Below are 14,310 nucleotides of genomic sequence, written 5' to 3'. Positions count from 1 at the left end.
GGACCAATGACGACAAAGGGACAAGGTTATCATGCGTACAGCGAATCGCTTGTTGTTGACCGGCTTGATTGCATTCTTGCCGCTGGCCGCCACGGCAGCCGACAGCGCGCCCTCGGGAGACCCGGATGTCACGATCCGCACCGAAGGCGACAAGGAAATCCGGGAATACCGCCAAAACGGCTTCCTGTATGCGATCAAGGTAACCCCAAAAGGCGCACCTCCGTATTTCCTGGTACGCGCGGACGGAACGGATGCGAACTTCATCCGCTCTGACCAGCCGGATATGCTGATCCCGTCATGGAAGATCTTCGAATGGAAATGATTTCTTAACTTCAATTGGCGCCGCGCACCGCGGCGCCCGTACTGGCAGTTTTAACCATGTCTGTGTTCACCCCCCTGGCTCGGCCCGAGCTGGAAACCTTTCTCGCCCCTTACGGGCTCGGCCGCCTGCTTGATTTCCAGGGAATTGCCGCCGGTAGCGAAAACACCAATTTTTTCGTCAGCCTGGAACAGGGCGAGTTCGTCCTGACCCTGGTTGAACGCGGCCCGGTCGCGGAAATGCCGTTCTTCATCAAACTGCTCGACGTGCTCCACGACGCCGACTTGCCCGTGCCTTACGCGCTGCGCACCACCGACGGCGTGGCATTGCGCGAACTCAAAGGCAAACCGGCGCTGCTGCAACCGCGCTTGGCCGGCAAGCACATCAAGGACGCCAACGCCCAGCATTGCGCCCAGGTCGGTGACCTGCTCGGCCACCTGCACCTGGCCACCCAAGGCGAGAAAGTGCTGGAGCGCAAGACGGATCGCGGGCTCGACTGGATGCTCAGTGAAGGTGCGCAGTTGATTTCACACCTCAACGATGCACAGCAGCGACTGCTGCAAGACGCGCTGACCGAAATCGATGCGCACAAGGCCGAAATCCTCGCCCTGCCACGCGCCAACGTGCACGCGGACCTGTTCCGCGACAACGCGATGTTCGAAGGCACGCACCTCACAGGCCTGATCGACTTCTACAACGCCTGCTCAGGTCCGATGCTGTACGACGTGGCAATCGCCCTCAATGACTGGTGTTCGGACGCCGACGGCGTGATCGATGGGCAGCGTGCCCGCGCGTTGCTGGGTGCCTACGCGAGCCTGCGACCGTTTACGGCGAAAGAAGCCGAGCTGTGGCCGACCATGTTGCGCGTGGCGTGCGTGCGGTTCTGGCTGTCACGGCTGATCGCTGCCGAGTCGTTTGCCGGGCAGGATGTATTGATCCATGACCCCGCCGAGTTCGAGCACCGTTTGGCGCAGCGCCAGCAGGTCACCCTGCAACTCCCGTTCGCGCTATAAGAAGATCAACTCGGTCAAAAAATGTGGGAGCTGGCTTGCCTGCGATAGCGGTGGGCCAGCAACAGAGATGCTGGCTGGCCTGACGCTATCGCAGGCAAGCCAGCTCCCACAGGATCATGCAGTGACGGTTAGAGCGACTCCAGGCAACCCGCCAAATCGTTACCCAGCTTCTCCAGCACCTGTTCATACCCCTGAGCGGTGGCGGGCGTGTACCCACCCAGCGCATCCAACTCCGCCAGCTTCACCGGCAGGCCGGCCACCAAGGTCTCGGCCAGGCGCGGACGCAATGGCGGCTCGCTGAACACACACGTCTTACCCACCTCCTGCAATCGTGTGCGCATCGCCGCCACATGCTGGGCGCCAGGCTGCACTTCGGCGGCCACACTGAACACGCCGGTGTGCTTGAGCCCGTAGGCGTCTTCGAAGTAGTCGAAGGCTTCGTGGAAAACGAAGTAGGGTTTATCACCCACGGTTGCCAGGCGAGCCTTGAGACGGGCATCCAGCGCATCCAGTCGTTCATCGAACGCCTTCACGTTGCTCTGGTACCGCGCCGCATTGGCCGGGTCGGCCGAACTCAGGTCGGCCGCCATGCGCGCCGCGATCACCCGGGCATTCACCGTCGACAACCACAAGTGCGCATCCAGGCTGCCTGGGCGATGATCGTGGTCATGTTCGTCGGCATCATCGGCATGGGAGTGGCTATCTTCGGCAAAACGACGCAACTTCATGCCCGGCAGATCCTGCACTGCCACGGTTGGCAGGCTGCGCCCCTTGAGTACACGCGGCAGGAAGCTTTCCATGTCCGGACCGATCCAGTACAGCAGGTCCACCGATTGCACACGCCGTACGTCGGATGGGCGCAACGCATAGTTATGCGGCGAAGCACCCGGCGGCAGCAACACTTCCGGAATGGCCACGCCATCCTGTACAGCAGCGGCAATCAGCTGCAGCGGCTTGATGCTGGTCAGTACCTTGACTTCAGCCTGAGCGGCACCTGCGATGAACAAACTGGTGACAAATACGACAAAAACGGGAAAAAGTCGGGACACGATGACCACTCAATGGCGTAGGAACGGGTAACATAATAACGTCTCTATCAAATGTCTGTCGCCGCTCATGCCTAAAACACCGCTTGCCAGCCGTCCCCATGACCACTCTCACTGCGTGCATACCGCGCTGTCGGAAGCCGACACCCTCTGCACGCAGAAGGGGTTGCGCCTGACTGCCCTGCGTCGTCGCGTGCTGGAACTGGTGTGGCAGAGCCACAAGCCGCTGGGCGCCTACGACATCCTGGGTGTGCTCAGCGAACAGGACGGCCGCCGCGCCGCGCCGCCGACCGTATACCGTGCGCTGGACTTCCTGCTGGAAAACGGCCTGGTGCACCGCATCGCCTCGCTCAACGCCTTTGTCGGCTGCAGCCACCCGGAACACGCTCATCAGGGCCAGTTCCTGATCTGCCGCGAGTGCCACGCCGCCATCGAGCTTGAACAAAAAAGCATCAGTGACGCCATCATCAAAAGCTCTACCGAGGTCGGCTTCAAGGTCGAAGGGCAAACGGTCGAAGTGGTCGGCCTGTGCTCGGGCTGCCAGGGGGCTTGATGAGCAACGCGTTAATCCGCCTGGAGCAGGTCGGGGTCACGTTCGCCGGGCAAAACGTGCTGGATAACATCGCGCTCAGCGTAGAGCCCGGGCAGATCGTCACCCTGATCGGCCCCAATGGCGCCGGCAAGACCACCCTGGTGCGCGCGGTGCTTGGCCTGCTCAAGCCCGACAGCGGCACGGTATGGCGCAAACCCAAGCTGCGCGTCGGCTACATGCCCCAGAAGCTGCACGTCGACCCGACCCTGCCGCTCTCCGTGCTGCGCTTCCTGCGCCTGGTGCCCGGTGTGGACCGTACCCGCGCACTGGCTGCGCTCAAAGAAGTCGGCGCCGAACAGGTGATCGACAGCCCGGTGCAAAGCATCTCCGGCGGCGAGATGCAGCGCGTGCTGCTGGCCCGCGCGCTGTTACGCGAACCGGAACTGCTGGTGCTGGATGAACCCGTACAAGGCGTCGACGTCGCCGGCCAGGCCGAACTCTACAGCCTGATCACCCGCCTGCGCGACCGCCACGGCTGCGGCGTGCTGATGGTTTCCCACGACCTGCACCTGGTGATGAGCACCACCGATCAGGTGGTGTGCCTCAACCGTCACGTGTGCTGCTCCGGCCACCCGGAGCAAGTCAGCGGCGACCCGGCGTTTGTCGAGCTGTTCGGCAAGAACGCCCAGAGCCTGGCGATCTATCATCACCATCACGACCACGCCCATGACCTGCATGGCGCTGTGGTCGACGATCCCGCAACACCCCACACCCACGTTCATGGAGATAGCTGCAAGCATGGCTGATTTTCTGCTGTACGCCCTGCTGGCAGGCTTGGCTTTGGCGTTGGTGGCGGGCCCGTTGGGCTCGTTCGTGGTCTGGCGCCGCATGGCCTATTTCGGCGACACGTTGTCCCATGCCGCGCTGTTGGGCGTGGCCATGGGTTTCCTGCTGGATGTCAGCCCGACTATCGCCGTAACGGTTGGCTGCCTGCTGCTGGCGGTACTGCTGGTGACCCTGCAACAGCGCCAGCCGCTGGCCTCCGACACCCTGCTCGGTATCCTGGCGCCCAGCACGCTGTCCCTGGGCCTGGTGGTGCTGAGTTTCATGCATGAAGTGCGCATCGACCTGATGGCCTACCTGTTCGGCGACCTGCTGGCCATCAGCACCACCGACCTGGCCTGGATCCTCGGCGGCAGCGCGGCCGTGCTGGTCTTGCTGGTCGCCCTGTGGCGCCCACTGCTGGCCATCACCGTGCACGAAGAACTGGCCACGGTCGAAGGTTTGCCCGTGCCGACCCTGCGCATGGCCCTGATGCTGTTGATTGCGGTGGTGATCGCTGTCGCGATGAAGATTGTCGGCGTATTGTTGATCACGTCGCTGCTGATCATTCCCGCCGCCGCCGCCCAGCGCCATGCCCGCTCACCGGAGCAAATGGCGATCGGCGCCAGCCTGTTGGGGATGCTTGCCGTGTGCGGGGGCCTGGCGCTGTCCTGGTTCAAGGACACGCCGGCCGGGCCATCGATTGTGGTCACGGCCGCCGCCCTGTTTCTGCTGAGTTTTGTCCTGCCCCGTCGAGGGGTGTAGACTTGCTCGCTTTTTGCGCAAATAGAGAGTCGCAGGAATGAAGCCGTTCACCTCCCGTTATCTGCTCCTTGCCGCATTTTTCCTGCTGCTGGGCGCCTGTCAAAGCACACCGCCCGCGGCCCCCGAGGTCCCGGACGCACGCGCTGCGGCCATCGCGCAGCTGGAACAAAACCTGGCCAGCAGCGAGCTGGCCACCGCCGAAGACGAACTGGCCGCGCTGCAGGCCCAGTCGCCCAACGACCCGACGCTGGAGCCCTACCAGCGCCAATTGGCCGAAGCCTATCTGCAACGCAGCCAGATCGTGTTGCAAAAAGGTGACGTCAACGCTGCCGCGACCGCCCTCAGCCGTGCCCGTGCGCTAATGCCCAAGGCACCGGCACTCACCGGTGGCGTCAACAGCGCCATCAGCCACGCCCGCAAAGCCGAGCTGGATAAAGCCGAGGCCGCCCTGAAGGCCGCCGAAGCCAAGCCCGTCGCCAAGGTCATCGACCCTGCCGCTGAGAGCACGACGGTGGCACTGAACCTCACGGATATCGAAGAACTTCGCCATCAGCTCGATGCCATCGCCACCGACGTGGTGAACTACCAGTGCGACGTGAGCATCCAGGCGCCGCGCACTGAGGATTACCCGTGGCTGGCCACGCTGCTGACCAAACGAGTGAAACGCATCGATCCAGCGTATGACTTGAAGATTCACCGGCAGATCTTGAAAAAGATTCCGGCGCAGGTCGTGCTGATTCCGCGCAAGGCGCAATAAAGCAAAAAGCATCGCAGGCAAGCCAGCTCCCACATTTGAATGTATTCACACTTCAAATGTGGGAGCTGGCTTGCCTGCGATAACAATCTAGCAGTCAACCAAAAGCTTAAGCCGGAATTGCCTTGGCTTTAGCCTCCCGATCCCAAACCCGGTGCTGCGCGATCGCCGCCACAAACGCCTTCAACGCCTTGGCATCCCCGCCCACGATCAACCCCGCATCCGCCTCCAGCTTGAGCAGGTCCACCAACTGCTTCGCCTCACCGGCCACCGCAATCGCCTTCAGATGCTTGTACGCCTCCAGCAGGTAATGCAGCGCCACGCCATCTTCACTCAGGGCCTTCACCGATTTCGCGCCGCCCGGCACAAACACCGCGTCGAACGCCACCGAGGGCAAACCTTCCATGGACGCGTCCACCGGCAGGCTCTTGCCATCGGCGGTGGTCACCGGTGCTGACGTCGGCCCCAACAATTTGGCATGGGCACCTTCGGCCTTGAGCACTTTCTTCAACGCCTCGATCGCCGCGCCATCCACGCCGTTGGCCGCCAGGATCGCCACCTTGCGCGTCTTGATGTCGCCCGACAACAGGTTGGCCTGGCTCAAGGCTGGTGAGCGCGACAACGAGGTTTTGCGCTCTGGCACCGTACCTTTTTTGGGCACCGGCAAGCCCAGGTTCTGCGCCACACGCTTGGCAAGCTCGAGGTCAATGTTGGCCAAGATCTCATTCACCTGTCGCGCGCGAATGAACTCACGCTCCACCTTGCCCAACTCAAAGCTGTAGGCCGCGATGATGTGCTCTTGCTCGTGCTTGCTCATGCTGCGGAAAAACAGGCGCGCCTGGGAGAAGTGATCCCCAAACGATTCGCTGCGCTCGCGCACCTTATGGGCATCGATGCGCTCGTAGTAAGACTCGAAACCACCATCCTGTGCAGCAGGAGGCGTTTCCTTCGGCCAGCCACCGTCGATGGAGTTGGGTTCATAGGCCGCACGCCCCTTGTCAATCGTGGTGCGGTGCATGGCATCGCGCTGGCCATTATGGAACGGCGCCACCGGGCGGTTGATCGGCAACTCATGGAAATTCGGGCCACCGAGTCGGCTGATCTGCGTATCGGTGTAGGAAAACAGGCGACCCTGCAACAATGGGTCATTGGAGAAATCGATGCCCGGCACGATATGGCCTGGACAGAAGGCGACCTGCTCGACTTCAGCAAAGAAGTTATCCGGGTTGCGGTTCAGCACCATCTTGCCCAGCGGGGTGATGGGCACCAGTTCTTCAGGGATCAGTTTGGTCGGATCGAGAATGTCGAAGTCGAATTTATGCTCGTCCTCCTCGGCAATTACCTGCACGCCCAATTCCCACTCAGGGTAATCGCCCATCTCAATCGCTTCCCAGAGATCGCGGCGGTGGTAGTCGGTATCTTTACCGGCGAGCTTTTGCGCTTCGTCCCACACCAGCGAGCAGGTGCCGGCGGTAGGGCGCCAGTGGAATTTAACGAAGCTGGATTGCCCTTCGGCGTTGATGAAGCGAAAGGTGTGCACCCCAAAACCCTGCATGGCCCGTAGGCTTTTAGGAATCGCCCGGTCGGACATTGCCCAAATCACCATATGCGCCGATTCCGGCTGCAGTGACACGAAGTCCCAGAAGGTATCGTGGGCCGAACCGCCTGTGGGAATCTCGTTGTGAGGCTCGGGTTTTACCGCGTGAACAAAATCGGGAAACTTGATTGCGTCCTGAATGAAAAACACCGGCATGTTGTTGCCGACCAGGTCGAAGTTGCCTTCATCCGTGAAGAATTTCACGGCAAAACCGCGGACGTCGCGCACGGTGTCGCCGGAGCCCCGAGGCCCTTGCACAGTGGAAAAACGCAGAAAAACCGGGGTTTTATGGCCAGGATCGCGTAAGAACCCTGCCTTGGTCAGTGCCGAATGGTTTTCATAGGTCTGGAAGTAGCCATGGGCACCGGTGCCCCGCGCATGCACGATGCGCTCCGGGATACGTTCATGGTCAAAATGCGTGATCTTTTCACGCATGATGAAATCTTCCAGCAGCGATGGCCCGCGTGCGCCGGCCTTCAAGCTGTTCTGGTTATCGGAAATTTTCACACCCTGGTTGGTACGCAGGGCCTGGCCGGTCGCGTCGGAGCGAAATGCTTCCAAAGCCTGAAGTTTGGCATTGGTGTTCTTACGGTCCAGGGTATCGGTGCCGGCGAGTTCGCTCTTTGGCTTTTTCGTGCTCATCAGTCAAAACTCCTTATTCGGACCCAGGCACGGCACCTGGGTGATCGGGCTGCCTAAGTAGTGACTGATGGGGTTTTGGCCCGTTCCTTTTTTATGACCTTTGATCGCGTTATTGCCAAATCAATGGATGAATGCGAAATAAATGCTAAGAAAGACTATACGGACAGGCTAAAATGCGCGCCCGGCTAACCGCTGATCCCTTTTCCATGCGCCCCACAAGGTTCGCTACGTGATCGAGTTTCATAACGTCCATAAAACCTACCGCGTCGCCGGTAAGGATATCCCCGCGCTGCACCCCACCAGCCTGCGCGTCGAGCACGGCCAGGTGTTTGGCCTTATCGGCCACTCGGGTGCGGGTAAAAGCACCCTGCTGCGCCTGATCAACCGCCTTGAAGAGCCAAGCGGCGGCCAGATCACGGTGGATGGCGAAGAAGTCACCGCCCTGGACGCCAACGGCCTGCGCCGTTTCCGCCAGCAGGTCGGGATGATTTTCCAGCACTTCAATTTGCTGGCGTCCAAGACAGTCGCCGACAACGTCGCGCTGCCGCTGACCCTGGCCGGCGAATTGTCGCGCAAGGAAATCGACCTGCGCGTGGCTGAACTGCTCGCCCGCGTTGGCCTGTCTGACCACGCCAGGAAGTACCCGGCCCAGCTGTCGGGCGGCCAGAAGCAGCGCGTCGGCATCGCCCGCGCCCTGGCGACCAAGCCAAAGATCTTGCTGTGCGACGAAGCCACCAGCGCCCTCGACCCGCAGACCACCGCGTCGGTGCTCAAACTGCTGGCCGAGATCAACCGCGAACTGAACCTGACCATCGTGCTGATCACCCATGAAATGGACGTGATCCGCCGCGTGTGCGACCAGGTGGCTGTGATGGACGCTGGCGTGATCGTCGAGCAAGGCTCAGTGGCAGAAGTATTCCTGCACCCACAGCACCCGACCACCAAGCGCTTCGTGCAAGAAGCCGAGCAGGTCGACGAAGGCGAACAGCGCGATGTGTTCGCCCACGTGCCGGGGCGCATCGTGCGCCTGACGTTCCAGGGCGAAGCGACCTACGCGCCTTTGCTGGGTACCGTCGCCCGTGAAACAGGTGTGGACTACAGCATCCTCGCCGGTCGTATCGACCACATCAAAGACACGCCCTACGGCCAATTGACCCTCGCCGTCACCGGTGGGGACATGGAAGCCGCGTTCGCCCGCTTTACTGCGGCAGACGTCCACATGGAGGTCCTGCGCTAATGGACGTTTTGTTGAGTTTCTTCGCCAATATCGACTGGTCGGAAATCTGGCTCGCCACCGGCGACACCATGACCATGCTGTTTGGCTCACTGTTCTTCACCGTGGTGCTCGGCCTGCCGCTGGGCGTGCTGCTGTTCCTGACCAGCCCGCGCCAGCTGTTCGAGCAAAAAAGCCTGTACGCCTTCCTGTCGCTGATCGTGAATATCCTGCGCTCACTGCCGTTCATCATTCTGTTGATCGTGATGATTCCATTCACCGTACTGCTTACCGGCACGTCGCTGGGTGTGGCCGGTGCGATTCCGCCGCTAGTGGTCGGGGCGACGCCATTCTTCGCACGCCTGGTGGAAACCGCCCTGCGTGAAGTGGACCGCGGCATCATCGAGGCCACCCAGTCCATGGGCGCTACCACGCGCCAGATCATCACCAACGCCCTGCTGCCCGAAGCCCGCCCTGGCATTTTCGCGGCGATTACGGTGACGGCGATTACACTGGTGTCCTACACGGCCATGGCCGGTGTCGTAGGTGCTGGTGGCTTGGGAGACCTGGCGATCCGCTTTGGTTATCAGCGCTTCCAGACCGATGTGATGGTGGTCACCGTGGTGATGCTGTTGATCCTGGTGCAAATTCTGCAAACCGTCGGCGACAAGCTGGTGGTGCATTTTTCTCGAAAATAACGGCCATTGCCGGCCACAAGCCGGCACATGCCCGAACAAGGAGCTTGTTGGATGAAAAAACTACTGGTTGCTTTCGCCGCCGTTGCCGCGTTTTCCGCCCACGCCGAGACCATTACCGTCGCTGCGTCGCCTGTGCCTCACGCGGAAATCCTGGAATTCGTGAAACCTGCACTCGCCAAAGAAGGCGTGGATTTGCAGGTCAAGGTCTTCACCGACTACGTGCAGCCAAACGTACAGGTGGCTGAAAAGCGCCTGGACGCCAACTTCTTCCAGCACCAGCCGTACCTGGATGAATTCAACAAGGCCAAGGGCACCCACCTGGTGAGCGTTGGCGCGGTGCACCTGGAGCCCCTGGGCGCCTACTCCAGCAAATACAAGAAGCTGGACGAGCTGCCAAGCGGTGCCAACGTGGTCATCCCGAACGACGCCACCAACGGCGGCCGCGCGCTGTTGCTGCTGGCCAAGAACGGCCTGATCACCCTGAAGGAGCCGACCAACATCCTGTCGACCATCAAGGACATCACCGCCAACCCTAAAGGCCTGAAGTTCCGCGAACTGGAAGCCGCCACCCTGCCGCGCGTGCTGACCCAGGTCGACCTGGCGCTGATCAACACCAACTACGCACTGGAAGCCAAGCTGGACCCGTCCAAGGACGCCCTGGTGATCGAAGGCAGCGACTCGCCTTACGTGAACATCCTGGTCACCCGCGAAGACAACAAGGATTCGGACGCGGTGAAGAAGCTGGTAGCAGCCCTGCACACGCCTGAAGTGAAGCAATTCATCGAAGAGAAGTACAAAGGCGCGATCAAGCCAGCGTTCTGATGTAACCCTATCTCCCAAACACCGGAGATCAAAAAATGTGGGAGCGGGCTTGCTCGCGAAAGCTGAGTGTCAGTCGATAGATTCGTAACTGATACACCGCATTCGCGAGCAAGCCCGCTCCCACATTTGTTTTGCGTTGCTAGTTACTTGCGCTGCAACAGGCCAGGCAGTTGCGCGATTAGCTTCTGGTTATTCAACGGCGCCCGAATAAACCCACGCTGAGTCCCGTCCGGCCCAATCACCGCCAAGTTGCCGCTATGGTCGACGGTGTAGTTGGGCTTGCTGGTATCGGCCGGGATAAACGGAATGCTCACCGCATTCGAAACCTTCTGCACATCCTCCACGTTTGCGCCGGTCAGCCCTTCAAACTGCGGGTCGAAGTAACCCAGGTACTGCTTGAGCTGGGCCGGGGTGTCGCGGTTCGGGTCGACGCTGACCAGGATCACCTGCAACTTGTCCACCGCCTCTTTAGGCAGTTCGCTCTTGATCTGGCGCAGCTGGGCGAGAGTGGTAGGGCAGATATCCGGGCAGAAGGTGTAGCCGAAGAACAGCAGGCTCCACTTGCCTTTCAATTCGTTGACCACCACCGGCTGGCCTTCCTGATTGGTCATGCTCACTGGCGGCAACTGGCGGCTTTGCGGCAGCAGGATAATGCCGGCGTCGATCAGTGCGGTAGGGTCGCCCTGGCCTTTGCCCGAGAGCACTTTGTTGACGGTCAGGCCCATGATCAACGCGACGATGGCCACCAGGATGAAGACGGTTTTTTGAGTTCGAGTCATAGGTTCAACAATAAGTAGTGGTCTACGAGCAGGGCGATGAACAGCAGCAGCAGGTACCAGATAGAGTACTTGAAGGTGTTGATCGCCGCGTGCGGCTGAGCGCCACGGTACAACACCAGGGCCCATTGCAGAAAGCGCCCGCCCAATAGCAGCGCACAGGCCAGGTACAACAGGCCGCTCATGTGGATCACGTACGGCATCAGGCTCACCGCCAGCAGGGCGAAGGTGTAGAGCAGGATGTGCACCTTGGTGTAGTGCTCGCCATGGGTGACCGGCAACATGGGGATGTCGGCCTTGGCGTATTCCTCCTTGCGGTGGATGGCCAGGGCCCAGAAGTGCGGCGGGGTCCAGGCGAAGATGATCAGCACCAGCAGCAAGGGTTCGGCGCTGACATGCCCGGTCACGGCCACCCAGCCCAACAGCGGCGGCGCGGCCCCGGCGAGCCCGCCGATGACGATGTTCTGCGGTGTCGCGCGCTTGAGAAAGCCGGTATAGATCACCGCATACCCCAACAGCGACGCCAGCGTCAGCCAGGCGGCCAACGGGTTGGTAAAGGCCAGCAGCAGGGCCAGTCCCGCCACCGCCAGAAACAACGCAAACGCCAACGCGGCCAGCGGCGACACACGCCCCTCGGCCAACGGGCGCTTATGGGTGCGCGCCATCACCGCATCAATGCGCCGGTCCACCACATGGTTCACCGCCGCTGCGCCACCGGCGCACAGGGCGATCCCCAGGTTACCGAATACCAGCACCGTCCAGGGCACCCCGGCGCGCGTGGCGAGGAACATGCCCACCAGGGAGGTGATGAGCATCAGCACCACCACTTTTGGCTTGGTCAGCTCCAAATAGTCACGCCAGATCGGCTGGCTGTGGCGTGCGCCGATCAAGGTCGCCATGGCATCTCTCCTTTAAGGGTGATGAGGCCCGATACGTGTTTGCGCGGAATGAAGCGCCAGCCGAAGCGTGACGGGTTGCGCACCCGGACCAGGCTGGTACGGGCGTGGTAATTGACCAGCACCAGGCTCAACAACAGCGCCGCGCCACCGGCGTTGTGCGCCACCGCCACCGGCAATGGCAGATGGAAATACACGTTGCTCAGGCCCAGGCTGATCTGCGCCGCCAGCGCGATCAGCAGCAGGCCCGCCAACCGCGTCATGCCCACTGCGCGCAGTTGCCAGGCCAGGCCCAGCAGCACCAGAGTCACGATGACCGCGCCGATGCGGTGGGTCAGGTGGATCGCGGTGCGCGCATCGCTGTCGAGCTGCCCGCCCAAGTAATTGGGGCCGATGTGTTGGGTGAGGTGAAACCCGTTGGCAAAGTCCGCCGCCGGCCACCACTGGCCGTGGCACGTGGGCAGGTCAATGCAGGCCACCGCCGCATAATTGGAACTGACCCAGCCCCCCAGCGCGATCTGGCCGATTACCAGCACCAACCCCGCCGTCGCCCAATATTGCAGGCGCTTGGGCACGATCAACGCGGGCAACACGCCGGACAAGCGCAGGGTCAGCAGAAACAACAGGCTCAGGGTCGCGAAGCCGCCCAGCAGGTGGCCAGTCACCACCTGCGGCCACAGCTTGAGCGTCACCGTCCACATGCCGAACGCCGCCTGGGCGAACACCACCGCCAACAGAAACAGTGGCAACTTCACCGGCTGGCCCGGATCACGCCGATGGCTCCAGGAGCGCGCCGCCAACAGCACGATCAACAACCCCAGGGTGCCGGCAAAGTAGCGATGGGTCATCTCGGCCCAGCCCTTGTCGGCCTCGACCGGCGCATCCGGAAAATGCAGCTCGGCGTGGGCCAGTTGGGCTTCGGTCTTGGGAACGCTGATAAAGCCGTAGCAGCCCGGCCAGTCCGGACACCCCAGGCCGGCATGGGTCAGGCGGGTATAGGCACCCAGCAGCACGACGAACAGCGCCAGCAAGGTGGCAAACAACGCGAGGCGAAATCCAGGTTTGGCCATGACGATGCCCTTATCCGATGTTCGACAGTTTCAGCAGCAGGCGCAGGTCGTTGAGCAAGTCCTTGCCCTTGACCTTGGCGTCGTAGCGCAGCACCAGGTTGCCGTGGGGGTCGACGATCCACAGCTGCGCGTCGCCGGGTGCAGCGGCGTCTTTGGTGAAGGTCGACAGGTCCAGGGGGTAGCGCTGCAACTGCGGGTATTCGGCCTTGAGCTTGGCTTCGTATTCGGTGCCGACCGGTAGCGCGCTGGCCAGGGCATGACTGGCGCGGGAAGCGTCGCGGCCCAGGCTGATCTGCAGTTGGCGCGCGAGGTACACCAATTGCTGGCAATCGGCGGCGCAGGCGGTGGGTGCAGTCACCAGCAGTTGCCAGCGGTCTTCATCGGCCTGCACACCGATGTCGGCACGCGTCTGACCATTGCCGATCATCTCGCCGTGGTAGCTGCGACTCTCGGGCACCCAGAACTGCAGCTTGTACATGAAGGTGGCCAGTGCCATCGGGCCAATCACCATCATCAGGATCAGGATCAACTGCCAGCGGCCTTTGCGTCGGTCGGGCGTGACAGGCGCGTCAGACATGTTGAGTGGATTCATGGCCGCTCCCATGGTGCTTCTCCTTTTTGTTATGCCATCCGAGGTAGAGGTAAAGCGCCAACAGCGCCACTGCCATGGCAAACCATTGCACGGCATACCCCAAGTGTTTTTCCGGGCCCATGGCGACCACCGCCCAGGTGGTGTCGTACGTACCGGCGCCGGCTTCTGCGCGCAGCTCGTAGGCAAACCCGTTGCGGCCCAGCTCCGCCCACAACGCAGCCGGGTGCAGGGCAGTGAGCAGGCGCGGCCACTGTGCGGTGGCTGGGTCGGCGTGCAATTGGAACGTTTCGCCTGGAGCCACGTAGACCCAGGCGTCGAGGTTCACCGGCTGATTGGGGGTGGTGAAGACGGGCGGGACACGTCGGTCTGGCCAAGGCAGCCAGCCGCGGTTGAGCAACAGCCACTCGCCGCTGGCCTGGTCATGAAAGGGTTGCAGCAGCTCGACGCCCGCCCGGCCGTCACGCATGCGGTTGTCGAGCAACACGCTGTGTTCGGCGTCGAACTGGCCGCGCAGGCGAACGCGACGAAAGGCCGGGTCAGTCAAGTCGACGAGTTGCGCGCTGCTCACCGGGTCAGCCACACGGCGCTCGGCATAGCTGTCCACCAGCAGCTGCTTTTCATGGCCGCGCGACAGCTGCCAGAACCCCAGGCCCACCATCAAGGGCAGCAGCACCAGCACCACCAATGTGGGTGCGAGCCCTGGGCGAAAGTCTTTTATGGCGGTGGCTATACTTGTTTTCATTGCCCGCCCCT

16 protein-coding genes are annotated in these 14,310 nt (G+C 61.8%); 9 read left to right on the top strand and 7 right to left on the bottom strand.

Translation table 11 applies throughout. The features are described 5' to 3' along the window. The first annotated feature begins 31 nt into the window (after positions 1 to 31). Together ACVWVP_RS03470 and ACVWVP_RS03465 are read left to right on the top strand one after the other, a co-directional pair. Positions 32 to 322: a DUF2782 domain-containing protein gene (locus ACVWVP_RS03470; RefSeq protein WP_016969541.1), complete on the top strand. Its 291-nt coding sequence runs from the start codon at positions 32 to 34 to the stop codon at positions 320 to 322. Positions 323 to 378: 56 nt separating this feature from the next. After that, positions 379 to 1,332, top strand: a complete 954-nt coding sequence (locus ACVWVP_RS03465; protein ID WP_178923914.1) for a homoserine kinase — start codon at positions 379 to 381, stop codon at positions 1,330 to 1,332. 128 nt (positions 1,333 to 1,460) lie between these two features. On the opposite strand, the gene ACVWVP_RS03460 is transcribed toward ACVWVP_RS03465, so the two are convergent. Then, the gene (locus ACVWVP_RS03460; RefSeq protein WP_457404474.1) at positions 1,461 to 2,390 is read right to left on the bottom strand and encodes a zinc ABC transporter substrate-binding protein; all 930 of its coding nucleotides are present in this window, start codon (positions 2,388 to 2,390) and stop codon (positions 1,461 to 1,463) included. 58 nt (positions 2,391 to 2,448) lie between these two features. Here ACVWVP_RS03460 and ACVWVP_RS03455 point away from each other — a divergent pair, with 58 nt between their 5' ends. Genes ACVWVP_RS03455 through ACVWVP_RS03440 form a run of 4 tightly spaced genes read left to right on the top strand, consistent with a single transcriptional unit; the run spans position 2,449 to position 5,254 of the window. Further along, the gene (locus ACVWVP_RS03455; RefSeq protein WP_372339939.1) at positions 2,449 to 2,931 is read left to right on the top strand and encodes a Fur family transcriptional regulator; all 483 of its coding nucleotides are present in this window, start codon (positions 2,449 to 2,451) and stop codon (positions 2,929 to 2,931) included. Then, a complete protein-coding gene (znuC, locus tag ACVWVP_RS03450) occupies positions 2,931 to 3,716 on the top strand; it encodes a zinc ABC transporter ATP-binding protein ZnuC (protein WP_176994638.1) in 786 nt (261 codons plus the stop codon). Before ACVWVP_RS03455 ends, znuC begins: the two co-directional genes overlap by 1 nt. Further along, positions 3,709 to 4,497 carry a zinc ABC transporter permease subunit ZnuB gene (znuB, locus tag ACVWVP_RS03445; RefSeq protein ID WP_016969536.1) on the top strand — a complete coding sequence of 263 codons (789 nt, stop codon included), beginning with the start codon at positions 3,709 to 3,711 and terminating at the stop codon, positions 4,495 to 4,497. Before znuC ends, znuB begins: the two co-directional genes overlap by 8 nt. 37 nt (positions 4,498 to 4,534) lie before the next feature. After that, complete coding sequence (locus tag ACVWVP_RS03440; protein WP_457404473.1) at positions 4,535 to 5,254, top strand: PA5502 family lipoprotein; 720 nt, start codon at positions 4,535 to 4,537, stop codon at positions 5,252 to 5,254. Positions 5,255 to 5,360: 106 nt separating this feature from the next. Here ACVWVP_RS03440 and katE read toward each other — a convergent pair whose 3' ends face one another. Continuing rightward, complete coding sequence (gene katE, locus ACVWVP_RS03435; RefSeq protein WP_457404472.1) at positions 5,361 to 7,490, bottom strand: catalase HPII; 2,130 nt, start codon at positions 7,488 to 7,490, stop codon at positions 5,361 to 5,363. A gap of 229 nt (positions 7,491 to 7,719) precedes the next feature. Between katE and ACVWVP_RS03430 the strand changes: the two genes are divergently transcribed. Genes ACVWVP_RS03430 through ACVWVP_RS03420 form a run of 3 tightly spaced genes read left to right on the top strand, consistent with a single transcriptional unit; the run spans position 7,720 to position 10,223 of the window. Further along, positions 7,720 to 8,727: a methionine ABC transporter ATP-binding protein gene (locus ACVWVP_RS03430; protein ID WP_259172499.1), complete on the top strand. Its 1,008-nt coding sequence runs from the start codon at positions 7,720 to 7,722 to the stop codon at positions 8,725 to 8,727. Further along, entirely contained in the window at positions 8,727 to 9,401 is a 675-nt protein-coding gene (locus tag ACVWVP_RS03425) for a methionine ABC transporter permease (protein ID WP_178923934.1), read from the top strand. Before ACVWVP_RS03430 ends, ACVWVP_RS03425 begins: the two co-directional genes overlap by 1 nt. A 51-nt stretch (positions 9,402 to 9,452) precedes the next feature. Further along, positions 9,453 to 10,223 carry a MetQ/NlpA family ABC transporter substrate-binding protein gene (locus ACVWVP_RS03420; protein ID WP_457404471.1) on the top strand — a complete coding sequence of 257 codons (771 nt, stop codon included), beginning with the start codon at positions 9,453 to 9,455 and terminating at the stop codon, positions 10,221 to 10,223. Between the two features lie 143 nt (positions 10,224 to 10,366). Here ACVWVP_RS03420 and ACVWVP_RS03415 read toward each other — a convergent pair whose 3' ends face one another. Genes ACVWVP_RS03415 through ACVWVP_RS03395 form a run of 5 tightly spaced genes read right to left on the bottom strand, consistent with a single transcriptional unit; the run spans position 10,367 to position 14,299 of the window. Next, the gene (locus ACVWVP_RS03415) at positions 10,367 to 11,002 is read right to left on the bottom strand and encodes an SCO family protein (RefSeq protein WP_259172497.1); all 636 of its coding nucleotides are present in this window, start codon (positions 11,000 to 11,002) and stop codon (positions 10,367 to 10,369) included. Further along, positions 10,999 to 11,898, bottom strand: a complete 900-nt coding sequence (gene cyoE / locus ACVWVP_RS03410; protein WP_178923937.1) for a heme o synthase — start codon at positions 11,896 to 11,898, stop codon at positions 10,999 to 11,001. Before cyoE ends, ACVWVP_RS03415 begins: the two co-directional genes overlap by 4 nt. Further along, positions 11,886 to 12,965, bottom strand: a complete 1,080-nt coding sequence (locus tag ACVWVP_RS03405; RefSeq protein WP_178923938.1) for a COX15/CtaA family protein — start codon at positions 12,963 to 12,965, stop codon at positions 11,886 to 11,888. The genes cyoE and ACVWVP_RS03405 overlap by 13 nt, the downstream gene beginning before the upstream one ends. 10 nt (positions 12,966 to 12,975) lie before the next feature. After that, positions 12,976 to 13,569 carry a hypothetical protein gene (locus ACVWVP_RS03400; protein WP_178923939.1) on the bottom strand — a complete coding sequence of 198 codons (594 nt, stop codon included), beginning with the start codon at positions 13,567 to 13,569 and terminating at the stop codon, positions 12,976 to 12,978. Beyond that, complete coding sequence (locus tag ACVWVP_RS03395; protein WP_259172496.1) at positions 13,535 to 14,299, bottom strand: SURF1 family protein; 765 nt, start codon at positions 14,297 to 14,299, stop codon at positions 13,535 to 13,537. The genes ACVWVP_RS03400 and ACVWVP_RS03395 overlap by 35 nt, the downstream gene beginning before the upstream one ends. Positions 14,300 to 14,310: the final 11 nt, after the last annotated feature.

It is taken from the genome of Pseudomonas sp. TE24901 (assembly GCF_054058375.1).
Note: the sequence above shows the minus strand (reverse complement) of the source record. Positions and strands in the feature narration are given on the sequence as shown.